Source organism: Azospira sp. I09 (assembly GCF_009177135.1).
Lineage (GTDB): Bacteria > Pseudomonadota > Gammaproteobacteria > Burkholderiales > Rhodocyclaceae > Azospira > Azospira oryzae.
In genome coordinates this window covers 2,189,660-2,211,670 of sequence record NZ_AP021844.1, presented here as the reverse complement: position 1 = coordinate 2,211,670, position 22,011 = coordinate 2,189,660, and the positions used below count along the sequence as shown (strand labels likewise).

General features: G+C 68.1%; 19 protein-coding genes. 12 read left to right on the top strand and 7 right to left on the bottom strand.

What is annotated here, in order from left to right; genetic code table 11:
- The first annotated feature begins 3 nt into the window (after positions 1–3).
- Positions 4–1,917, top strand: coding sequence for a ribonuclease catalytic domain-containing protein (locus AZSP09_RS10305; RefSeq protein ID WP_014235561.1), 1,914 nt, complete (start codon positions 4–6; stop codon positions 1,915–1,917).
- Between the two features lie 19 nt (positions 1,918–1,936).
- Positions 1,937–2,806 (top strand): energy transducer TonB, encoded by an 870-nt coding sequence (locus AZSP09_RS10300; RefSeq protein WP_232058782.1) that lies wholly within the window; start codon positions 1,937–1,939, stop codon positions 2,804–2,806.
- Positions 2,807–2,830: 24 nt separating this feature from the next.
- Here the strand turns inward: AZSP09_RS10300 and AZSP09_RS10295 are convergent, their stop codons facing one another.
- Complete coding sequence (locus AZSP09_RS10295; RefSeq protein WP_152089969.1) at positions 2,831–3,289, bottom strand: bacteriohemerythrin; 459 nt, start codon at positions 3,287–3,289, stop codon at positions 2,831–2,833.
- Between the two features lie 176 nt (positions 3,290–3,465).
- Between AZSP09_RS10295 and aroE the strand changes: the two genes are divergently transcribed.
- The 3 genes from aroE to mgtE all read left to right on the top strand — a co-directional run bounded on the left by aroE (position 3,466) and on the right by mgtE (position 6,582).
- A complete protein-coding gene (gene aroE / locus AZSP09_RS10290) occupies positions 3,466–4,281 on the top strand; it encodes a shikimate dehydrogenase (RefSeq protein ID WP_152089968.1) in 816 nt (271 codons plus the stop codon).
- A 6-nt stretch (positions 4,282–4,287) separates the two neighbouring features.
- The gene (mtgA, locus tag AZSP09_RS10285) at positions 4,288–4,980 is read left to right on the top strand and encodes a monofunctional biosynthetic peptidoglycan transglycosylase (RefSeq protein WP_014235557.1); all 693 of its coding nucleotides are present in this window, start codon (positions 4,288–4,290) and stop codon (positions 4,978–4,980) included.
- 159 nt (positions 4,981–5,139) lie between these two features.
- Entirely contained in the window at positions 5,140–6,582 is a 1,443-nt protein-coding gene (mgtE, locus tag AZSP09_RS10280; RefSeq protein ID WP_014235556.1) for a magnesium transporter, read from the top strand.
- Positions 6,583–6,664: 82 nt separating this feature from the next.
- On the opposite strand, the gene AZSP09_RS10275 is transcribed toward mgtE, so the two are convergent.
- The 3 genes from AZSP09_RS10275 to AZSP09_RS10265 all read right to left on the bottom strand — a co-directional run bounded on the left by AZSP09_RS10275 (position 6,665) and on the right by AZSP09_RS10265 (position 9,083).
- Positions 6,665–7,522: an HDOD domain-containing protein gene (locus AZSP09_RS10275; RefSeq protein ID WP_152089967.1), complete on the bottom strand. Its 858-nt coding sequence runs from the start codon at positions 7,520–7,522 to the stop codon at positions 6,665–6,667.
- A 76-nt stretch (positions 7,523–7,598) separates the two neighbouring features.
- Complete coding sequence (locus AZSP09_RS10270; protein WP_152089966.1) at positions 7,599–8,546, bottom strand: NAD(P)H-dependent flavin oxidoreductase; 948 nt, start codon at positions 8,544–8,546, stop codon at positions 7,599–7,601.
- A 45-nt stretch (positions 8,547–8,591) separates the two neighbouring features.
- Positions 8,592–9,083: a C40 family peptidase gene (locus tag AZSP09_RS10265; RefSeq protein WP_152089965.1), complete on the bottom strand. Its 492-nt coding sequence runs from the start codon at positions 9,081–9,083 to the stop codon at positions 8,592–8,594.
- Positions 9,084–9,134: 51 nt separating this feature from the next.
- Between AZSP09_RS10265 and gabD the strand changes: the two genes are divergently transcribed.
- Positions 9,135–10,586, top strand: coding sequence for an NADP-dependent succinate-semialdehyde dehydrogenase (gene gabD / locus AZSP09_RS10260; protein WP_152089964.1), 1,452 nt, complete (start codon positions 9,135–9,137; stop codon positions 10,584–10,586).
- A gap of 105 nt (positions 10,587–10,691) precedes the next feature.
- Here gabD and AZSP09_RS10255 read toward each other — a convergent pair whose 3' ends face one another.
- Positions 10,692–11,576 carry a dienelactone hydrolase family protein gene (locus tag AZSP09_RS10255; protein ID WP_152089963.1) on the bottom strand — a complete coding sequence of 295 codons (885 nt, stop codon included), beginning with the start codon at positions 11,574–11,576 and terminating at the stop codon, positions 10,692–10,694.
- A 227-nt stretch (positions 11,577–11,803) separates the two neighbouring features.
- On the opposite strand from AZSP09_RS10255, the gene AZSP09_RS10250 reads away from it, so the two are divergent.
- Positions 11,804–12,391 (top strand): tetratricopeptide repeat protein, encoded by a 588-nt coding sequence (locus AZSP09_RS10250; protein ID WP_152089962.1) that lies wholly within the window; start codon positions 11,804–11,806, stop codon positions 12,389–12,391.
- A 64-nt stretch (positions 12,392–12,455) separates the two neighbouring features.
- On the opposite strand, the gene rng is transcribed toward AZSP09_RS10250, so the two are convergent.
- Positions 12,456–13,937: a ribonuclease G gene (rng, locus tag AZSP09_RS10245; RefSeq protein ID WP_014235549.1), complete on the bottom strand. Its 1,482-nt coding sequence runs from the start codon at positions 13,935–13,937 to the stop codon at positions 12,456–12,458.
- A gap of 51 nt (positions 13,938–13,988) precedes the next feature.
- Between rng and trhP the strand changes: the two genes are divergently transcribed.
- From trhP to AZSP09_RS10230, 3 genes are all read left to right on the top strand, one after another.
- Positions 13,989–15,302: a prephenate-dependent tRNA uridine(34) hydroxylase TrhP gene (gene trhP, locus AZSP09_RS10240; RefSeq protein ID WP_014235548.1), complete on the top strand. Its 1,314-nt coding sequence runs from the start codon at positions 13,989–13,991 to the stop codon at positions 15,300–15,302.
- 93 nt (positions 15,303–15,395) lie between these two features.
- Positions 15,396–16,472, top strand: a complete 1,077-nt coding sequence (locus tag AZSP09_RS10235; RefSeq protein WP_152089961.1) for a hypothetical protein — start codon at positions 15,396–15,398, stop codon at positions 16,470–16,472.
- Positions 16,473–16,529: 57 nt separating this feature from the next.
- A complete protein-coding gene (locus AZSP09_RS10230; protein WP_152089960.1) occupies positions 16,530–17,366 on the top strand; it encodes a DMT family transporter in 837 nt (278 codons plus the stop codon).
- 12 nt (positions 17,367–17,378) lie between these two features.
- On the opposite strand, the gene AZSP09_RS10225 is transcribed toward AZSP09_RS10230, so the two are convergent.
- Positions 17,379–18,491 carry an ABC transporter substrate-binding protein gene (locus AZSP09_RS10225; protein ID WP_014235545.1) on the bottom strand — a complete coding sequence of 371 codons (1,113 nt, stop codon included), beginning with the start codon at positions 18,489–18,491 and terminating at the stop codon, positions 17,379–17,381.
- A 142-nt stretch (positions 18,492–18,633) separates the two neighbouring features.
- Here AZSP09_RS10225 and AZSP09_RS10220 point away from each other — a divergent pair, with 142 nt between their 5' ends.
- Entirely contained in the window at positions 18,634–19,782 is a 1,149-nt protein-coding gene (locus AZSP09_RS10220) for a trans-sulfuration enzyme family protein (protein WP_152089959.1), read from the top strand.
- 288 nt (positions 19,783–20,070) lie between these two features.
- On the top strand, positions 20,071–21,924 hold the full coding sequence (locus tag AZSP09_RS10215) for a methyl-accepting chemotaxis protein (RefSeq protein WP_232058781.1): 1,854 nt from the start codon (positions 20,071–20,073) through the stop codon (positions 21,922–21,924).
- The last annotated feature ends 87 nt before the right edge of the window (positions 21,925–22,011 follow it).

The following is a 22,011-nucleotide window of genomic DNA, read 5'->3' as shown; positions in this document are numbered from 1 at the left end:
CCGATGAATGTTCTATTTGAAGAAGACGGCGCCTTCAAGACGGGCACCGTGCTGGCCGACAACGATGCCACCCTGCAGGTGGAAAGCGCGTCGGGCAAGCGAACCAAGGTCAAGGCTGCCGCCATCCTGCTGCGTTTCCAGAGTCCCGCCCCCGGGGCCCTGCTGGAGGCTGCCGAACCCCTGGCCCACGACATCGAACCCGAATTCCTCTGGGAGTGCTGTGCGGATGGCGAATTTTCTTTTCTGGATATTGCCAAGGACTACGTCGGCAAAGACCCCTCTCCGGTCGAGGCGGCATCGGTCCTGCTTGCCCTACACGCAGCGCCTGTCTATTTCCACCGCAAGGGTAAGGGTCGCTTCCGCAAGGCCCCTCCCGACATTCTCCAGGCTGCTCTGGCCGGTCTTGAAAAGAAGCGTCAGCAAGCGCTGGCCATAGAGCGCATGGTGGCGGAACTGAAGGCCGGTTCCCTGCCGCCCGAGTTCGCCCCCCTGCTCGACCAGCTGCTCTACGCCCCGGACCGCAACAAGCCGGAGACCAAGGCCCTGGAGGCGGCCTGCGAGGAACTGCACACCTCGGCGCCGCACCTGCTGGCCCGATGCGGTGCCATCAAGTCCCACCGCGACTACCACTTCAACCGCTTCCTGCGGGAGTACTTCCCCAAGGGCACCGGCTTCCCCGCTGTGGACGTGCCCACGGCGCCGGCCGACCTGCCCCTGGCCTCGGTGCAAGCCTTTTCCATCGACGATGCGGCCACCACCGAAATCGACGACGCCTTTTCCCTGGAAGCCCTGCCCGGCATCGGCTGGCGCGTCGGCATCCACATCGCCGCCCCCGGCCTCGGTTTCGGGCCGGGCGAGGCCCTCGACCAGATCGCCCGGGATCGCCTGTCCACCGTGTACATGCCCGGCAACAAGATCACCATGCTGCCCGATGCCGTGGTGGAGGCCTACACCCTGGCCGAAGGCAAGCCGCGGCCGGCCGTCTCCCTGTACCTGACGGTGAATGAGGGCCTGGAGATCGTCGGCCACGAATCCCGCCTGGAGCGGGTCCATGTGGCGGCCAACCTGCGCCACCACGAAATCGAGCCCCTCTTCAACGAGGCAACCCTGGCCGCCGGTCTGGGCGACTTCCGCTTCGCCCAGGAACTGAAGCTGCTGTGGCAGCTGGCCTGTGCCTGCGAAGGGCGCCGCGGCAAGCCGTCCGCCACCCAGGGCATCTTCGACTACAACTTCGACGTTTTCCCCGACGCCAGCGATCCGACTGGCGCTGCCGACCGCATCGAGATCAGCGCCCGCAAGCGGGGCAGTCCCCTGGACAAGCTGGTGGCGGAACTGATGATCGTCGCCAACGCCACCTGGGGCGGCCTCCTGGCCGAGAAGAAGGTGGCCTGCATCTACCGCGCCCAGACCGCCGGCAAGGTGCGCATGACCACCTCGCCCCTGCCCCACGAGGGGCTCGGCGTGCCCCAGTACGCCTGGTCCTCCTCGCCCCTGCGGCGCTATGTGGACCTGGTGAACCAGTGGCAGCTGATCACCCTGCTGCAGGACCGGGCGCCCCACTTCGGCGCCAAGAGCGATGCGCTCTTTGCCGCCATGCGCGACTTCGACCTGACCTACGCCGCCTACGCCGAATTCCAGCGCCACATGGAGCGCTACTGGTGCCTGCGCTGGCTGGAGCAGAAGGGCGTGACGGAAATCGAAGGCACGGTGCGCAAGGAAAACCTGGTCAAGCTCGATCCCCTGCCCCTGATGCAACGGGTGCCGTCCCTGCCCGAGCTGTCCATGGGCCAGCGGGTCAAGTTGAGCGTGGAGTCCTGGGACACCCTGTCCCTGGAGCTGAACCTGCGCTTCGTCGCCGTCATCGAGAGCGCCGATGCGGTGGCCGATGTGGGTGACGACGAGGAGGCGGGAGCCTGATATGGCGGCGGCCCGGTTGATGCCCGGATTCCTGGCCCGGATGGATGCCTCCAGCCGCAACCTGACCCTGGCCATCGGCTTCTCCGTGCTGGTGCACGGTCTGCTGCTGTCCCTCCACTTCAAGTTCCCCGATGCCTCCCGGGCCCTGCAGGACAAGGCTCTGGACATCATCCTGGTGAACAGCAAGTCGGCGCGCCGCCCGACCCACGCCCAGGCCCTGGCCCAGGCCAACCTGGACGGCGGCGGCAACGTCGAAGAGAACCGCCGCGCCGCCACGCCCCTGCCGCCCTCGGCGCGGCAGCAGGCCGGCAGCGACCTGGAACAGTCGCGGCAGCGGGTGCGGGACATGGAGGCCCAGCAGCAGCGCCTGCTGGCCGAAGTGAAGAGCAAGACCCGGGCGCCGCGCCAGGATTCCCGGGAGTCCCAGCCCCAGAATGCGCCGACCCTCTCGGGCCGGGACCTGGCCAGCAGCGCCATGGCCATGGCGCGCATGGAGGCCGAGATCAGCAAGAGCGTGGACGAGTACAACCAGCGTCCGCGCAAGAAGAACATCGGCACCCGGGCCGACGAATACCGCTTCGCCCGCTATGTGGAAGACTGGCGCCTGAAGGTGGAGCGGGTGGGCACCCTCAACTATCCCGAGGCCGCCCGGGGCCGGCTCTACGGCACCCTGGTGCTGTCCGTCACCATCAATGCCAACGGTTCCGTGGACAAGGTGGAGCTGGAGCGTACCTCCGGCCACAAGGTGCTGGATGAGGCGGCCCTGCGCATCGTGCGCATGGCCGGCCCCTATGCGGCCTTCCCCGAGGACATCCGGCGGGACGTGGATCAGCTGGTGATCACCCGCACCTGGTTCTTCACCAGCGGTGACCGGGTCCAGGCCCAGTAAGGCGGCCCGGCCCGGTGCCGGGGTCTAGGCCCAGAAGCGCTTGAAGAAGCCCGACAGGCCGCTGCCCCGTTGCGGGTCCTGGCGGCAGTGGGCGGCGTAGCGCTGGTCTTCCACCTGGATGTGCTGCACCAGCCAGTCCTTGAGGAAGTGCAGCAGGTCCAGGCTGATGGATTTGCCGGCGCTGACACCCTGGCGTTCGGCGGCGATGCGCTGCACGAAGGTCTCGTGCAGTTGCCGGTGGGCGGCCAGGTCCGGGTAGGCGGTGGATTCCATGAACTTCTCCTCGGCGGAGAAGTGGGCCACGGTGTAGCGTTCCAGTTCGTCGATCAGCACCAGGATCTGCTCCCGGCTGCCCTTGCCGACGATGGCGGACCACAGCCGGTTGATGGTCTCGAAGAGGGCCTGGTGCTGGGCGTCGATTTCACTCATGCCCACACTGTAGCGGTCGTCCCATGTCACGATAACGGCGTCTTTTGCGCTCATTTGTTGTTAGCTCCCTGAAAAGTGCAACATCCGGATTATAGGCAATTCCGCCATGCGTAAGCCGTTTCCTGCGGCGATTTTGTTCTCTGCACTACGTAAGGGAGCGTTCAGGTTGCCGTCCGCCAAAAGGGATAAACTGGCGCCCTTTCCTCCACCGCTGCCTTCTTTTTGCCGCCATGACTGACCGCTATGCCGTTTTCGGCAACCCCATCGGCCACAGCAAGTCGCCCCTGATCCACTCCCTGTTTGCCGCCGCCTGCGCCCAGGACATGAGCTACGAAGCCCTGCTGGCGCCCCTGGACGGCTTCGCCGCGGCGCTGCGGGCCTTTGCCGAGGGCGGCGGGCGGGGCGCCAACGTCACCGTGCCCTTCAAGGAAGAGGCCTTTCGCCTGGCCGACAGCCTGACGCCCCGGGCCGCCCGGGCCGGAGCGGTGAATACCCTGGTGCTGGAGGACGGGCACATCCTCGGCGACAACACGGACGGCGCCGGCCTGGTGCAGGACCTGCAGGTCAACCAGGCCCTGCCCCTGGCGGGCAAGGCCATTCTCCTGCTCGGCGCCGGCGGTGCCTCCCGGGGCGCCCTGGCACCCCTGCTGGCCGCCGGTCCTTGCCGCCTGCACATTGCCAACCGCACTGCCGCCAAGGCCGCCGACCTGGCCCGGGATTTCGCCGACCTGGGCCCCGTCAGCGGCGGCGGCTATGGCGAGCTGGCCGGTCAGGGCTTCGATGTGGTGATCAATGCCACCTCCGCCAGCCTGGCCGGCGAACTGCCGCCCCTGCCTCCTGGCATCTTCAACGGCGGCGCCCTGGCCTACGACATGATGTACGGCCGGGGCGAGACGCCCTTCCTGGCCTTTGCCCGGCTGGAAGGCGCCACCCACCTGGTGGACGGCCTGGGCATGCTGGTGGAGCAGGCGGCGGAAGCCTTCCAGCTGTGGCGCGGCGTGCGGCCCGTCACCGCGCCGGTCCTCGACCGTCTGCGGCAGGGCTGAAGCGCCGTGCGCATCCTGCATTGGCTGAAGCTGGCGGCGGCCTGGGGCGTCGGCCTCCTGCTGGCCTACCAGTTGTGGCTGTTCGCCTGGGTGCTGTGGTGGGCCAACGTCAATCCCCACATGACCCGCTTCATGGAAATCCGCCAGGAAGAACTGTGGCTGAAGACGCCGGGGGCCAGCCTGCAGAAGCAGTGGGTGGATTACGAGCGCATCTCGCCCCACCTGAAGCGGGCCATCATCGCCGCCGAAGACGCCAAGTTCGTCGATCATGAAGGCTTCGACTGGGACGGCATCCAGAAAGCCGTGGAAAAGAACCAGCGCCGCGGCAAGGTGGTGGCCGGCGGCTCCACCATCTCCCAGCAACTGGCGAAGAACCTGTTCCTTTCCCCGAGCAAGACGCCCTGGCGCAAGGCCGAGGAGGCCGCCATCACCCTGATGCTGGAAACCGCCTGGTCCAAGCGGCGCATCTTCGAGGTCTATCTCAATGTGGTGGAGTGGGGCAACGGCGTCTTCGGCGCCGAGGCGGCGGCCCGCCATTACTTCAATGTCTCCGCCGCCCAGCTGGGCCCGGAACAGGCGGCGAAGCTGGCCGCCATGCTGCCCAATCCCCGCTTCTACGACCGCAACCGCAGCGCCCCGGGGCTGCTGAAAAAGACCGGCATCATCCTGGGCCGGATGGGGGCGGCGGAACTCCCCTGAGACCGGCTTGCCCATACCCATGGGCGGGCCGTCGGGGCGCCGCTTGGGGATATCCCGTAGCCCGGTGGATTCCCGTGATTTTTGTCAAAGTCCTGACCCGGTGCGGTGCTAGAATGCGCCATCTTTTTGCGGCATCGCACCATTCCCCGGTTTGCCACCATGAGCGAAGAAATCCAGCACGCTGACGCCGATGAGCTGCAGGCGCGCCTCTCCGAGGTGCAGACCCTGCTCGCCCGGCATCACCTGGTGGAGGACCTGGTGCACAAGCAGGAGATGCCCCGCCACGAGCTGGTGGAATCCCTGGTGCACAAGCAGCACCTGAACGAGCTGCGCCACAAGCTGGACAAGATGCACCCGGCCGACGTGGCCTACATCCTGGAGGCCCTGCCCCTGGATGAGCGTCTCATGGTGTGGGACCTGGTCAAGGCGGAGCGGGACGGGGAAATCCTGCTGGAAGTGTCGGATGCGGTCCGGGAAACCCTGATCGCCAACATGGATTCGGACGAGCTGGTGGCCGCCGCCGAATCCCTGGATGCCGACGAACTGGCCGACCTGGCGCCGGACCTGCCCCACGAGGTGATCCAGGACGTCTTCCAGTCCCTCTCCGTGGAAGAGCGGGAGCAGCTGCGCGCCGCCATGTCCTACCCCGAGGACTCGGTCGGCTCCATCATGGATTTCGAAATGGTCACGGTGCGGGAAGACGTGACCCTGGAAGTGGTGCTGCGCTACCTGCGCCGCTTCGACGAACTGCCCGACCACACCGACCAGCTCTTCGTGCTGGACCGGGACGAGCGCCTGAAGGGCGTGCTGCCCCTCAACAAGCTGCTCATCAACGATCCCGAGTCCGAAGTGGCGGACGTCATGATCAGCGACTTCGTCCATCTGGAACCGGACGACGACGCCGAGGAAGCGGCCCAGGCCTTCGAGCGCTACGACCTGGTGAGCGCCCCGGTGGTGGACCGGGACGACCGCCTGGTGGGTCGCGTCACCGTCAATGCGGTGGTGGACTTCATCCGGGAAGAATCGGAAAGCGAACTGCTGGCCCAGGCCGGTCTGCGGGAAGAGGAAGACATCTTCGCCTCGGTGTGGAACTCGGTGAAAAACCGCTGGACCTGGCTGGCCATCAACCTGGTGACGGCCTTCATCGCCTCCCGGGTGATCGGAGCCTTCGAAGGCTCCATCGAAAAGCTGGTGGCCCTGGCCGCCCTCATGCCCATCGTCGCCGGCATCGGCGGCAACTCGGGCAACCAGACCATCACCATGATCGTGCGCGCCATCGCCCTCGGCCAGATCCAGCCCGAATCGGCGCGGCGCCTGCTGCACAAGGAACTGGGCGTGGCCCTGATCAACGGCCTGGTGTGGGGCGGGCTGCTCGGCGTGGTCTCCTGGTGGCTGTACCACTCCTTCCAGCTGGGCCTGGTGATGACTGGGGCCATGACCCTCAACCTGCTGCTGGCGGCCACCGTCGGCGTGGTCATTCCCATGACCATGCAGAAGTTCGGCCGGGACCCGGCCCTGGGCTCCTCAGTGCTGATCACCGCCGTTACCGACTCCGGCGGCTTCTTCATCTTCCTCGGCCTGGCCACCCTGTTCCTGCTCTGAGGTTTGTCGTTCCCGAAAATTAAAAAGCCGCTCCTGGAGCGGCTTTTTTCATGGTGGCGACGCCACCAGGCGGCGTCTGCGGTCAGGCGGCCTTGCGGGCAGAGTCCAGCTTGAACAGCAGGTCGTCCACGATGTCGTTGAGGTCCGTCTCGGTGAGACCGAAGAAGCCGGCCACGGCGCCCTTGCCCTTTTCCCACTCGCCGTCCTCGTTGAGACGCAGGAAGGTGCCGACGATGCGCTCGGAGAGCAGGGCCAGGGCGATCAGGGTGCACGACTCGTCGGAAAGGCCACTGCCGTCGTTGAAGACGGAGAAATCGTGGTGGGAGAGGATGGCGGAGCTGACCGTCTCCGGCAGGCCCCAGTTGCGCGCCATGAGGTAGCCGATGACGGCATGGTTGGTGCCGTGGATTTCGTCCTCGATGGCCGTGAAGGGCAGGTCGATGCGGCGGTTGGCTTCGCCCAGGGTCTTCTTGTAGTCCGGATAGCGGCGCATCAGGATGGGGATGCCGCAATCGTGGAAGAGGCCGAAGGTGTAGGCCGTGTCGCGGCTGGTGCCGGGCAGGATCTCGGCTAGCTTGGCGCAAACGCCGGCGCAGTAGGTGGCGCTGTCCCAGAAGCGGTCCATGGCATGGTTGCTCTGGGAAAGGTTCTTGCGCAGCAGTTCGTTCACCACCAGGTTGAGCACGTTGTTGAAGCCCAGGCGGCCCAGGGCTTCGCCGATGGAGCCGACCTTGCTGCCGGTGGAAAAGAGGGGGGAATTGGCGCACTTGATGACGCCGGCGGCCAGGCCTACGTCCTGGCTGATGAGCCGGGCCACCTTGGTCGAACTGGCATCCGGGCGATGCATCTCCTGGGCCAGGGCAGCGAGCACCGCGGGGCAGGGGGGAATTTCCACCCCGCGGAGCAGTTTGCTGACTTCGGTTTCGTCGATGGTGCGCATGGGGAAAGGCTCTCGAATATTGTTATTTAGGGCCTAACCCTAGCATCAACGGCGGCGCCGAAAAATATGGCTTTGGTTATACCGGCCGCAAGGCTTGGGACGGCTGGCGTTCGCAGGCCTGACGGTATTCCGCGGCCAGCCGCGCGGCCAGTTCGGCCACCGTCGGCACGTCGTGGATGTTGGCGACGCCGTGGCCGGCGCTCCACACGTCGCGCCAGGCCTTGGCCTCGTCGCCGCCGTAGTTGTGGTTGGCCTGGCCGCTGGCCGCCAGGCTCTCCTTGGTGTAGCCGGCCTTCTCCAGGCTTTGCCAGATGAAGTTGGCGTTGGTGCCGGAGACGGCGTCCGTATACACGATGTCCCGCGGGCCGGCGCTCACCAGCATGTCCTTGTAGGCCTGCTGGGCCATGGATTCCTGGGTGGCGATGAGGCGGGTGCCCATGTAGGCGAAGTCGGCGCCGGCGATTTCGGCGGCGCGGATGGTGGCGCCGTCGGAAATGGCGCCGCCCAGGATCAGCACGCCGTCCCAGAACTCCCGGATTTCCCGCAACAGGGCGAAGGGGTTCTGGGTCCCGGCATGGCCACCGGCGCCGGAAGAAACGGCGATGATGCCGTCCACGCCCGCCTCGATGGCCTTCCTGGCGTGGTAGGCGTGGATGACGTCGGAGAACACCAGGCCGCCGTAGCCATGCACCACCTCCACCAGCTTGCTGGGGTTGCCCAGGCTGGTGATGACGAAGGGCACCTTGTGCTTGACCACCAGGGCCACGTCCTCTTCCAGGCGGGTGTTGGAGTGATGCAGGATCAGGTTGATGCCGAAGGGCGCATCCTTCGGGCCCAGCTCCTTATTCATGCGGGTCAGCCATTCATCCAGCTGGGTGGCGGGACGGGCGTTGAGGGAGGGGAAGCTGGCGGCGATGCCGGCCTTGCAGGCGTTGATGACCAGGTCGGGGCCGGATACGAGAAACATGGGCGCAGCAATGGCGGGAACCGCCATCCGGCCCTGGAACAGAGCGGGAACGGGCATGTGAAACTATCTCCTAAGATTGTGGTTTTTTTACGGCCCGACGGCTTAGTCGAAGTAGGACCGGGCAGCCTCGAAGCGTTCCGCATAGTAGCGGGCCCCCAGACTGTCGATTCGGATTCTGCCATTAGTTGCCGGCGCGTGCACGAAGCGGTCGTCGCCGATGTAGATGCCCACGTGGGAGTAGGAGCGGTTCATGGTGTTGAAGAACACCAGGTCGCCCGGCTTGAGGCCCTGGCGCGGCACGGGGCGGCCGTTGCGGGCGATGTCGGCGGCGCTGCCGGAAACTTTCAGGCCCGCCGCCTGGCCATAGATGTAGCTGACCATGCCGCTGCAGTCCAGGCCCGCTTCCGGGTTCTTGCCGCCGAAGCGGTAGCCGGTGTCGATCAGGGAAAAGGCGTACAGCACCACGTCCTGGGCCTTGGCCGAGAGGGGCGCGGCGGCGCGCTCCGCTGGCTTTTCCGGGGGCGATGGCGGTAAGCTGCCGCAGCCGGCGAGGGCGGCGGCCAAGCTCAGGCAATGGATGAGCTTTTTAGTCATAACCCCAAGTATAAACGACGGTTTTTATAAAACTCCAACGACGAGACAAAGATGAAACTTGAGGATTCCAATCTGTTGCGCCAGCAGTGCTATCTCAACGGCCAGTGGGTGGGCGGCGAGAGCGATTTCCCGGTGCGCAATCCGGCCAGCGGTGCCGAACTGGCCCGGGTGCCCCGCCTCGGTGCCGCCGAGACCCGTGCCGCCATTGCCGCCGCCGATGCCGCCTGGCCGGCCTGGCGCGGCAGGACGGCGAAGGAGCGGGCGGCGGTGCTGCGCCGCTGGTTCGAGCTGATCAACCAGCATGCCGACGACCTGGCCCTGCTCATGACCAGCGAACAGGGCAAGCCCCTGAGCGAGGCCAGGGGGGAAGTGCTGTATGCCGCCTCCTTCGTCGAATGGTTCGCCGAAGAGGGCAAGCGGGCCTACGGCGAGACCATTCCCGCCGTGGCGGCGGACAAGCGCATGCTGGTGATCAAGCAGCCCATCGGCGTCTGCGCCGCCATCACGCCGTGGAATTTCCCCGCCGCCATGATCACGCGCAAGGTGGCGCCGGCCCTGGCGGCCGGCTGCACGGTGGTGGTCAAGCCGGCGGAACAGACGCCCCTGACCGCCCTGGCCCTGGCCGAACTGGCCCACCGGGCAGGTTTTCCTGCCGGCGTCTTCAACGTCATCACCGGCGATCCGGTGGCCATCGGCGGCGAACTGACGTCCAACCCGACGGTGCGCAAGCTCTCCTTCACCGGCTCCACCGAAGTGGGCCGCCTGCTCATGGGCCAGTGCGCGCCGAGCATCAAGAAGCTGTCCCTGGAACTGGGGGGCAACGCCCCCTTCATCGTCTTCGACGACGCCGACCTGGATGCGGCGGTGGAAGGGGCCATGATTTCCAAGTACCGCAACACCGGCCAGACCTGTGTCTGCGCCAACCGGCTGCTGGTGCAGGACGGCATCTATGAGGCCTTCGCCGCCAGGCTGGCGGCAAAGGTGGCCACGCTCAAGGTGGGCGAAGGCACGGAGGGCGGCGTCACCCAGGGGCCCCTGATCGATGCCGACGCCCTGGCCAAGGTGGAGGCCCACATCGCCGACGCCGTGGCCCACGGCGCCCGGGTCTTGGCCGGCGGCCGGCGCCACGAGCGCTACAGGGAGGGCGGCGCCTTCTTCCAGCCCACGGTGCTGGCGGACGTGACGCCCCAGATGCGGGTGGCCCGGGAGGAGACCTTCGGCCCGGTGGCGCCCCTGTTTCGCTTCAAGACCGAGGAAGAGGCCATCGCCCTGGCCAACGCCACCGAGTTCGGCCTGGCCTCCTACTTCTACTCCCGGGACATCGGCCGCATCTTCCGTGTCGGCGAGGCTCTGGAATACGGCATGGTGGGAGTGAATACGGGCCTCATCTCCAATGAGGTGGCCCCCTTCGGCGGCATCAAGCAGTCGGGCCTGGGCCGGGAAGGCTCCAAGTACGGCCTGGAGGAATACCTGGAAGTGAAGTACCTGTGCCTGGGGCTCTAAGCCCCTGCTCTGCAAGCTGGAAGGGACGGACTTCTCCGGCGTGTCATGCCGGGGAAGCCCGTCCCTTCTGCCTTCTGGGGTGGTCCGGCTTACGGGCCCGGTCGTCTAGACGCCGTGCTGCTGCAGCCAGGCCAGCAGCCGCCGCCAGCCGTCGGCCGCGGGTTCGGGGCGGTAGCTGGGCCGGTAGTCGGCGTGGAAGGCGTGGGGCGCCTCCGGATAGACCACGATCTCGGAGGGATTGCCGGCAGCCTTGAGGGCGGCCCGCATCTTGTCCACCGTCTCCAGGGGAATGCCCTGGTCCTGGCCGCCGTAGAGGCCGAGGACCGGCGTCTTCAGGCTGGAGGCTACGTCCAGCGGGTGTTTCGGCGTCAGGTCGCTGGCGTTGCCCACCAGGCGGCCGTACCAGGCCACCCCGGCCCGCACCGCCGGATTGTGGGCGCTGTACAGCCAGGTGATGCGGCCGCCCCAGCAGAAGCCGGTGATGGCCAGGCGCTCCGGATCGCCGCCGTTCTTCGCGGCCCAGGCGGCGCAGCCGTCCAGGTCGGCCAGCACCTGGGCGTCGGGCACCTTGGCGATGATGGTCTCCATGAGCTTGGGAATGCTGTCCACCGTGGCCGGGTCGCCCTGGCGGGCAAACAGCTGGGGCGCGATGGCCAGGTAGCCCTGTCTGGCCAGGCGGCGGCAGATGTCCTGGATGTATTCGTGGACGCCGAAGATTTCCGACACCACCAGCACCGTGGGCAGGCGCTCGCCCTGCTCCGGCCGGGCGCAGTAGGCGGCAACGCTTTCGCTGCCCACCGGCACCTGGATGGCGGCGGTCCTGAGGCCGCTGCTGTCGGTCTTGATCTGGGTCTGGGCGCACACCGGCTGCACGGCCAGGGCGAATCCAGTGCCAATCGCGGCGCCGACGGCGGTGGCGACGAAGGTGCGGCGGTCCATGTTGTTATTGGGCACCAGGCTGTCGAATTCCGGGGAGGTGCTGACGCTCATGGCGGGCTCCGTTTCGGGTTGGGGAAACGTCAGCATAGGCAGCCGGCCGGGCTGGCGCAAATTGCCCGGCTCAGGTCTTCATCTGGCCGCCGCTCGGGCAACCCCGGCGGCCCGGTGCGACAGTCTGCCGCGCGACCATTTGCCTCATTCCGCCCCAATGTCCCTATCCATAGAATGGTTTTCCCCGGCCGCCGCCGGGCGATTGATCGTTCAAGAAAGGACATTCCATGGGGCTCCGTCACCTTAGCTGCGCCATCCTCCTGGCCCTGGGCTGCACCGCCGTCCATGCTGAACCCGCCGCCGGCGAGCGCTTCGCGCAGGCCGCCCAGGCCCACCGCCAGGGCGACTACCGCCAGGCCCTGCAACTGTGGCAACAGCTGGCCGAGCAGGGGCAGCGGGACGCCCAGTACAACCTGGGCCTGATGTATCGCTACGCCGACGGCGTGCCCCAGGACCTGGCCGCCGCCATGAAGTGGTACAAGCGGGCGGCGGAACAGGGCGACCTGCAGTCCCAGTACGAAGTGGGGCTGATGTACCAGGAAGGGGTGGGCGTGGCCGCCGACCAGGCCGAGGCCCACCGCTGGTTTACCATGAACCGCCAGTACCACTACCACCACCTGGCCCACAATCCCCAGCTGGAGCAGTGGCGCCGGCAGGCTTCCGCCCTGCTGTGGCAGCGGGACATGCAGGAATCCCTGGCCCGTTCCCGGGACGACGGCCAGCAGGTGCTGGCCCGCCTGCAGGAACGCCTGCGCCAGGGCGATGCACCCCGGGTGCAGACCGCGGCGGTGACAGGAGACACCCTGGCGCGCTAGACGCCGGAGCGAAAAAACGAAGGGGCGCCCGCGGGCGCCCCTTCGTCGTTGACGCAGGACCGGCCTACATCAGCACGATGTCGTACTGCTCCTGGTTGTAGCTGGCCTCGGCCTGGAGGGAGATGGCCTTGCCGATGAAGTCGGAAAGCATGGCCAGGGACTGGGATTCCTCGTCCAGGTACAGGTCGATCACCGACGGCGCCGCCAGGATGCGGTATTCCCGGGCATTGAACTGGCGCGCCTCCCGCAGCAGCTCCCGCAGGATCTCGTAGCACACGGTACGGGCGGTCTTCACCTCGCCGCGGCCGCCGCAGGTGGGGCAGGTCTCGCACAGCACGTGGGCCAGGGATTCCCGGGTGCGCTTGCGCGTCATCTCCACCAGGCCCAGGGCGGTGAAGCCGTTCACCGTCATCTTGGTGTGGTCCCGGGCCAGGGCCTTGTTGAACTCGGCCAGCACCGCGTCCCGGTGTTCCGGGTTCTCCATGTCGATGAAGTCCACGATGATGATGCCGCCCAGGTTGCGCAGGCGCAGCTGGCGGGCGATGGTCTGGGCCGCTTCCAGGTTGGTCTTGAAGATGGTGTCGTCGAAGTTGCGTACGCCGACGAAGCCGCCGGTGTTCACATCGATGGTGGTCATGGCTTCGGTCTGATCGATGATCAGGTAGCCACCGGATTTCAGATCGACGCGCCGGGCCAGGGCCTTCTGGATTTCATCCTCCACCCCGTGCAGGTCAAAGAGGGGCCGCTCGCCCGTGTAGTGGTCGAGCAGTTCCAGCACCTTGGGGGTGTACAGGGCGGCGAATTCCTTCAGCTTCTGGAAGTTCTCCCGGGAGTCGATGACGATGCGCGAGGTCTCCGGATTGACGAAGTCCCGCAGCACCCGCTGGGACAGGGACAGCTCCTGGTACAGCAGGTGGGGCGGAGCCACCCGCAGGGAGTTTTCCTTGATGCCGCGCCAGGTCTTGCGCAGGTATTCGATGTCGTTGGCCAGTTCCTCGTCGGAGGCGTTCTCGGCCATGGTGCGGACGATGAAGCCGCCCTTCTCGTCCTCCGGCACCAGGCGGGTCAGGCGTTCCCGCAGCTGCTCCCGTTCCTGCTCGTCCTCGATGCGCTGGGAGACGCCGATGTGCTTCTCCTGGGGCAGATAGACCAGCATGCGGCCGGCGATGGAAATCTGGGTGGACAGGCGGGCGCCCTTGGTGCCGATGGGGTCCTTGATCACCTGCACCACCAGGCTCTGGCCCTCGGTGAGGATGCGCTCGATGGGGCGCATGCCGCCTTCGCCGTCGCCCTTCTCGCCGTTCTTTTCGCTATGGCGCGGCAGCCAGATGTCGGCCACGTGGAGGAAGGCGGTGCGTTCCAGGCCCACGTCGATGAAGGCCGACTGCATGCCCGGCAGGATGCGTACCACCTTGCCTAGGTAGATGTTGCCGACGATGCCGAGGGAGGCGGTGCGCTCGATGTGCAGTTCCTGGGCGACGCCCTGGTGCATCACCGCCACCCGGGTTTCCTGGGGGGTGAAATTGATGAGGATTTCTTCAGGCATGGGAAGGATGGGAAGACAGGTAAAATTCAGGTTTTGGCCCATTCTACCCCAATGCCTTCTACCCCCTCCGCCGGCGCCCCCGCGGCCCCCCAGCCCGCTCGCCGCGGCCCCGAACTGCTGGCCCCCGCCGGCACCCGGGCCATGATGGACAGCGCCTTCGCCTTTGGTGCCGACGCAGTCTACGCCGGCCAGCCCCGCTACAGCCTGCGGGTGCGCAATAACGATTTCGGCAACATGAGCGTGCTGGCCGAGGCCCGCCAGGCCGCCCGGGAACTGGGCAAGCAGTTCTACCTGGTGAGCAACATCTTTCCCCACAACGCCAAGGTGCGGACCTACCTGGCGGACATGGAGCCGGTGATCGACATGGCGCCGGACGCCCTGATCATGGCCGACCCGGGCCTCATCGCCATGGTGCGGGAGAAGTGGCCGCAGATGCCGGTGCACCTTTCCGTCCAGTCCAACACGGTGAACTACGCCGCGGTGAAGTTCTGGAAGAGCGTCGGCATTTCCCGGGTCATCCTCTCCCGGGAGCTGTCCCTGGACGAGGTGGCGGAGATCCGACAGGAATGTCCGGACATGGAGCTGGAAGTGTTCGTGCACGGCGCCCTGTGCATCGCCTACTCAGGCCGCTGCCTGCTCTCCGGCTACTTCAACCGGCGCGATCCCAACCAGGGCACCTGCACCAATTCCTGCCGCTGGGACTACAAGGTCCATCCCGAGAACGAATCCGCCGACGGCCGGCCCGAATCCAAGGTGTGGCTGCTGGAGGAGAAGGAACGCCCCGGCGAGCTGATGCCCATTGAGGAGGACGAGCACGGCACCTACATCATGAACTCCCGGGACCTGCGGGCCATCGAGCACGTGCAGCGGCTGGTGGAGATCGGCGTCGATTCCCTGAAGATCGAGGGCCGCACCAAGTCCCCCTACTACGCCGCCCGGGCCTGCCAGGCCTACCGCCGGGCCATCGACGATGCCGTGGCCGGCCGGCCCTTCGACGCCACCCTGCTCTCCGATCTGGAAGGCCTGGCCAACCGGGGCTACACCGACGGCTTCTACCAGCGTCACCACGACGCCGAGTACCAGAACTACCTCAAGGGCCACTCCGAATCCGAACGCAGCCTCTACGTGGGCGACGCCACCGCCTTCGATGCGGAACGGGGCCTGATGCAGGTGGAGGTGAAGAACCGCTTCGCCGTCGGCGACCGGCTGGAAATCATCCATCCCGCCGGCAACCGGGTGGTGGCCCTGGAGCGCATGGAAAACAAGGCCGGCGAGCCGGTCGCCGTGGCTCCGGGCAACGGCCACATCATGTGGCTGCCCCTGCCGCCCGACTGCCAGGGCGCCTACATCGCCCGCCTGCTCTAGACCTCGGGGCAGCGGAAGGCGCCATGATTTTCCACCCAGTCTTCTCGGTGATCTCTGTGCCCTCTATGGCTAACGCCTTTTAGGGCCGGCTCCATGCCCCATCTCGTCGTCTATATCTCCGGCCATGGTTTCGGCCACATCGCCCAGACCGGGCCGGTGCTCGATGCCCTGCGGCAGCTGCAACCGGCGTTGCGCCTGACGGTGGTGAGCGGCGCCCCCGAGTTCAAGCTGCGCCAGCGCATCGGTGGCGACTTCGTCCTGGTGCCCCGGGCGGCGGATTTCGGCTTCGTCATGAGCGATGCCTTCCGCATCGACCGGGCCGCCAGCGCCGCCGCCTACCGGGACTTCCACGCCGGCTGGGAAGAGCGGGTGGCGGCCGAGGCCGATTTTCTCCAGGGCCTTGATGCCGACCTGCTGCTCAGCAACGTGGCCTACCTGCCCCTGGCCTCGGCTGCACAACTCGGCCTGCCGGCCTACGCCATGAGTTCCCTCAACTGGGCGGATCTCTTCGCCCACGAGTTCGCCGGCGAAACCTGGGCGCCGTCCCTCCATGCCCAGATGCTGGCGGCCTACCGCAGCGCCCGCACCTTCTTCCGCCTGGCGCCGGCCATGGCCATGCCGGACCTGCCGCAGGGCCGTCCCGTGGACCCGGTGGCCCGGCTGGGAACCAGGCAGGACGGGCTTCTGCGGCAGGTACTGGGCGTCGGCCAGGGAACCCGGCTGGTGCTGGCGGCCCTGGGCGGCATCGCCACCCGGCTGCCGGCCCAGACCTGGCCGGCGGAGCCGGGCCTGCACTGGCTGGTGCCCGCCGCCTGGGGCGTGGACCGTCCCGACATGAGCGCCTTCGAGCCCCTGGGCTGGGACTTTGCCGACCTCTTGGCCTCCGTGGATGCGGTGGTGGGCAAGCCCGGCTACGGCACTTTCGCCGAAGCCGCCTGCAACGGCACCCCCATGCTCTACGCCCGCCGCCCCGACTGGCCCGAGCAGGAGGCCCTGATTCCCTGGCTGCAGGCCCACGCCGTCTGCCGCGAGGTGGAAGAGTCGGCCTTGCAGGCCGGCGACCTGGGAGCCGACCTGGCGGCTCTGTGGCAGCAGCCGGTGCCGCCCCGGCCCCAGCCCCGGGGCGCCCTCCAGGTGGCCGCCTGCCTGCATCAGGCCCTGGGCGGTTAGCTTCCTGTAAGGATGGCCGGGCTATGCTGCCGGCTTCTCCGACTTCCGCTTCCGCCCATGTCCCGCAAACAGGTGGTGCTGCTGACCCTGGTGGCCATGCTGGCCTTTGCCGGCAATTCCCTGCTCTGCCGCCTGGCCCTCCAGCAGGGCGGCATGGACCCCGCCTCCTTCACCCTGGTGCGCCTGGGCAGCGGCGCCCTGGTGCTGTGGACCATCATCCGCCTGCGGGGCTTCTCCGGCCTGCCCGGTAGCTGGGGCTCGGCCCTGGCCCTGTTTGCCTATGCGGCGGGCTTTTCCTTTGCCTACGTTTCCCTGGCAGCCGGTACCGGCGCCCTGCTGCTGTTCGGGGCGGTGCAGGTGACCATGATCGGCTACGGCCTGTGGCGGGGGGAACGGCTCTCGCCGCGCCAGCGCCTGGGGCTGCTCCTGGCCCTGGGAGGACTGGTGGGATTGCTGCTGCCGGGGCTGTCGGCGCCGCCCCTGGCCGGGGCCCTGCTGATGCTGGGGGCCGGGGTGGCCTGGGGCGTCTATTCCATCCGCGGCCGGGGCGCGGGGGATGCCACGGCGGTGACGGCGGGCAACTTCCTGCGGGCGGTGCCCCTGGCCCTGGGACTGGGGCTCCTGGCCCTGCCGGGCGTCAATTTCAATGCCGGGGGCGTGCTCTACGCAGTGCTTTCCGGCGGCATTGCCTCCGGCCTCGGCTACGCCCTCTGGTATGCGGCCCTGCGGGGCCTGCAGGCCACCACGGCGGCCACGGTGCAGTTGAGCGTGCCCCTGCTGACCGCCGTCGGCGGCACCCTGTTTCTGGGCGAGGCTGTCAGCCTGCGCCTGATCCTGGCTTCTGTCGCCATCCTCGGCGGCATCGCCCTGGTGATCCGGGCCCGGGCTGGCTGAGCTGCCCCGGGCTTACTGGAAGACCCGACCGCCCTCGCCGATCATGGCGAAGTCCACCCGGGTGGAGCCGGGGCGGTTGCGCTGGCTGAAGTCGATGGCATAGCCCCCCAGATCCACCTTGCGCATGGCCTGGAGGGCCTTGAGCACGGCCGGGCCGTTGCCGCCGCCCTGGCGCAGGGCGCTCACCAGCACCTTGGCAGCGATGAAGCCTTCCATGGAGCGGGCCGACAGTTCCGGGTCGTTGGCGGCGGCCTTGAGGCGGCTGTATTCCCGGTTGAGGGACAGGGTGTTCTGCTGTTCCAGGGGCACCACCACGGAGAAGGCGTAGCCCCGGGCCAGGCCGGGGCCCAGCTTGTCCAGCAGCTGCTGGGTGTCGATGATGGAAAGGCCGTAGAGGGTGGCCAGGCCGCCCTTCTGCCGGTACTGGCGCACGAACTCGATGGCGGCGGCGGTGGTGGCGCCGAGGAACACCGCCTGGGGATTGGCCTTGAGCACCGCATTGACGGCGGCTTCCACCTTGGTGGTGTTGCGCTCGTAGCCGGCCTGGGCCACCAGGCTGATGCCGTTGCGGGCGGCGGCCACCTCGGCCCCGGCGATCACGTCCGCGCCCAGGGCGTCGTCCTGGAAGACCAGCCCCACCTGCTTCTGGCCGAGTTGGGAAAGATGGGCGAAGAGGCGTTCCACCTCGTCCCGGTAACCGGCCTTGACCACGAACACGCCGGGGGCGCCGATCACGCTGGAGGCGCCGGACACGGCCCCCACCAGGGGCACGTTGCTGCGGGCCAGGATGCCGTCCTTCACCAGGGCTTCCACGTTGTTGGTGCCCACGGTGCCGAGGAAGGCCACGGGCGGCTCCTCCTCCTTCAGGCTTTCCTTCACCAGGCGCAGGGTTTCCTCCGGCTTCTGGCCGTCGTCCTTGCGCACCAGGCGGATGGGGCTGCCGTTGATGCCGCCCTGGGCGTTGATGTGGTTGATGTAGAGCCGGGCGCCGGCGGCGATGGCCTTGCCGGTGACGGCCTGGGGGCCGCTCAGGGGGGCGATCTGGGCGATCACGATGTCCTTGGCCTGGGCGGCCAGGGGCGCGGTCAGCAGGGCGAACAGGGGCAGCAGGCGGAGAAGGCGCATGGTCGGAACGGCTGGGCGGCAAAGAGGCGGATTCTCGGCAGGGGGCTATGCCCTGTAAATACGGGATTTCCGCGGTCAGGGCGGTGGCCCCGCCAGGGGCTTTGGCGCTAAGCTGTGGGCCCCCGTTGCCGAAGCCGCCGCCATGTCCCAGTCGCCCGCCGTCCCCAGCCTTGCTCCCGAAACCCAGGCCGCCCGCGGCGCCGTCCCGGTGGACTCGCCCTATCGAGACATCGTGCCGCCCCTGCATCTGGCCACCACCTTCGAGCGGGCCGGCGACGGCAGCTACCCCGGCGGCCGGGTCTATTCCCGGGACGGCAGCCCGGCCTACGACGGGCCCGAAGCCTTGTTGAAGGAGCTGGAAGGCGGCGCCGCCGCAGCCCTCTTCGCTTCCGGCATGGCTGCCGCTTCCGCCGTGTTGCAGGCCCTCAAGCCCGGGGCCCGGGTGGTGGCGCCCCGGGCCATGTACTGGGCCCTGCGCAACTGGATGATCCAGTTTGCCGCCAACTGGCAGCTGACCCTGGACTTCTTCGCCGACGACGCCGAACTGGCGGCCCTGCTGCAGCGCCCGGCGGACCTGGTGTGGCTGGAAACGCCGGCCAATCCCACCTGGGAAATCACCGACATCGCCGCTGCCGCCAAGGCGGCCCACGTTGCCGGCGCCCGTCTGGTGGTGGATTCCACGGTGCCGACGCCGGTGTTTACCCGGCCCCTGGAACTGGGCGCCGACCTCGTCATGCACTCGGCCACCAAATATCTCAACGGCCATTCCGACGTGGTGGCCGGGGCCCTGGTGACTAAGGCCGTGGACGACTTCTGGCAGCGCATCAAGACCGTGCGCGCTCTCGGCGGCGCCGTGCTCGGCCCCTTCGAGGCCTGGCTGCTGGCCCGGGGCATGCGTACCCTGTTCCCCCGGGTGCGCACCGCCGCCGCTTCCGCCGCCGCCATCGCCAGCCATTTCCACGGCAACGCCAAGGTGGCCCGGGTGCTGTACCCGGGCCTGCCTTCCCATCCCGGCCACGCGGTGGCGGCGCGGCAGATGCAGGGCGGCTTCGGCGCCATGCTCTCCCTGCGCATCGCCGGCGGCGAGGCGGCGGCCAAGACCGTGGCGGCCCGTCTGCAGGTGTTCCAGCGGGCCACCTCCCTCGGTTCGGTGGAAAGTCTGGTGGAGCACCGGGCCAGCGTCGAGGGGCCGGGCACCTTCTGTCCCGACGACCTGCTGCGCCTGTCCATCGGCATCGAAAGCACGGCGGACCTCATCGCCGACCTGGAGCAGGCCCTGGCCGGGGTCTGAGTCCGCTCCTGTCCCGTGCGCCGCCCGAGGGCGGCGGCGGGACAGAATGTCCGCCCCGGCCCCCAAAGCATGCCGGCGGGCGGACAAAATGTCCCCAAAAACGCCGCCGGGCGGCGTTCCCTTTTCTTCCTGGCACCGCCTGTTCCCGGGCCTTGCCGGCGCCCGCCTCCTGTGGAAACTCCGACTGGGATTGCGGCCCGCTTGTTGCTACGGTTGCGTTCGCGCCGTTGCCGGCCCATCCGGCCGCAGCGGACGCTCCGTGCCAACCTGCCCCCATAAGGATGCAAGATGAAAGGACTGGGACTCCAAGCCCGTTTCGCCCTCTTCGGTTTCGCCCCCCTGGTCGTCGCCCTCATCGTCGGTTCCCTGGCCCTGTCGGCCAACGAATCCCGGCGCCTGAAGGCCGACGTGCGCCTGCGTTCGGAAGCCACCGCCGCCGGCGTCATCCAGCTGTTGCAGATGAGCGACAGCCTGATGGGGGAACAGACCCACAGCGCCATGAAGCTGTTCCGGGAAAAGAGCGCCCAGCTGGGGCCGGTGAGCCTGGGCGAGGCTGTCGCCGTGGGCGGCCAGCATCCCCTCAACCTGCGCTTCGGCGGCCGCCCCCAGGCCCTGGAGACGGCCCTGGTGGACAGCGTCAGCGGCATCGCCGGCGGCACCGCCACCCTCTTCGCGCGCCAGGGCCAGGACTTCGTGCGCATCGCCACCAACGTCAAGACGCCGGAGGGCCAGCGGGCCGTGGGCACCCTGCTCAATCCCCAGGGCAAGGCCTACGCCGCCCTGGCCCGGGGCGAGGCCTTCTACGGCCAGGTGGACATCCTCGGTGCGCCCTACCTGACGGGCTACGAGCCCATCGTGGACGCCGGCGGCAAGGTGGTGGGCGCCTGGTACGTGGGCTTCAAGGCCGATCTGGCGGGGCTCAAGGAACTGATCGGCAAGTCCGTCTCCTTCGGCTCCGGCTTCGTCGTCCTGCTGGACGGCCAGGGCAAGCCCTTCCTCCATTCCGACGGCGTCAGCCCCGAATCCATCCCGGCCCGGCTGCAGGAGGCCGCCGGCGAGGCCGGCGCCAGCCACAACTGGGAAGCCATCTTCCGGCCCTTCCCGGCCTGGGGCTTCAAGGTGGCGGTGGTCTACAGCCAGGCGGAAGTGGATGGGGCCGCCCGCCGCGCCGCCCTGCCGGTGCTGCTGGGCGGCCTGGCCATCACCGTGGCCCTGCTGGCCCTGCTTACCTTCGTTTTGCGCCGGGTGGTGCTGGGCCCGATCCGGCAGGCGGTGCGGGCCGCCGACGCCCTGGCCGAGGGCGACCTGACGGTGCATCTGCGGGCCGAGCGGGACGACGAGATCGGCCGTCTGCTGCAATCCATGGAGCGCATGGTGCGGCGCCTGGGGGACATCATCCGCCAGGTGCGGGGCGCCGCCGACAACCTTTCCTCCGCCTCCGAGGAGGTCTCGGCCACGGCCCAGAGCCTGTCCCAGTCCTCCAGCCAGCAGGCGGCCTCGGTGGAGGAGATTTCCGCCACCCTGGAGCAGTCCACCGCCTCCGTCGCCAACAACACGGAGAGCGCCCGCAACACCGAGAGCATGGCCGGCACCGCCGCCAAGGAAGCGGTGGCCGGCGGTGCCGCCGTGGCCGAGAGCGTGGCGGCCATGCAGCAGATCGCCGGCAAGGTGGGCATCATCGACGACATCGCCTACCAGACCAATCTGCTGGCCCTCAACGCCGCCATCGAGGCGGCCCGGGCCGGGGAACACGGCAAGGGCTTCGCCGTGGTGGCGGCGGAAGTGCGCAAGCTGGCCGAGCGCAGCCAGGTGGCGGCCGGGGAGATCGGCACCGTCGCCGCCCAGACCGTGCACCAGGCGGAGCACGCCGGCGAACTGCTGGGGCGCATCGTCCCGGCCATCGGCCGCACTTCCGATCTGGTGCGGGAAATCGCCGCCGCCTCGGAGGAGCAGTCCCACGGCATCGCCCAGATCAACAGCGCCATGGGCCAGCTGAACCAGGCCACCCAGCAGAATGCTGCCGCCTCCGAAGAGCTGGCCGCCACCGCCGAGGAAATGGGTGCCCAGGCCGAGGAACTGCAGCGCCTGATGCACTTCTTCCGGGTGGGTCGGGAGGACGGAGCGGGCAGCGCCAGGGCCTAGGTGGGACGGACTTCTCCGGGTCGCCATGCCGGAGATGCTCGCGCCTGCTTGATCCCAGGCCAGGTGCTTGGTATCGACAAAAAAGGG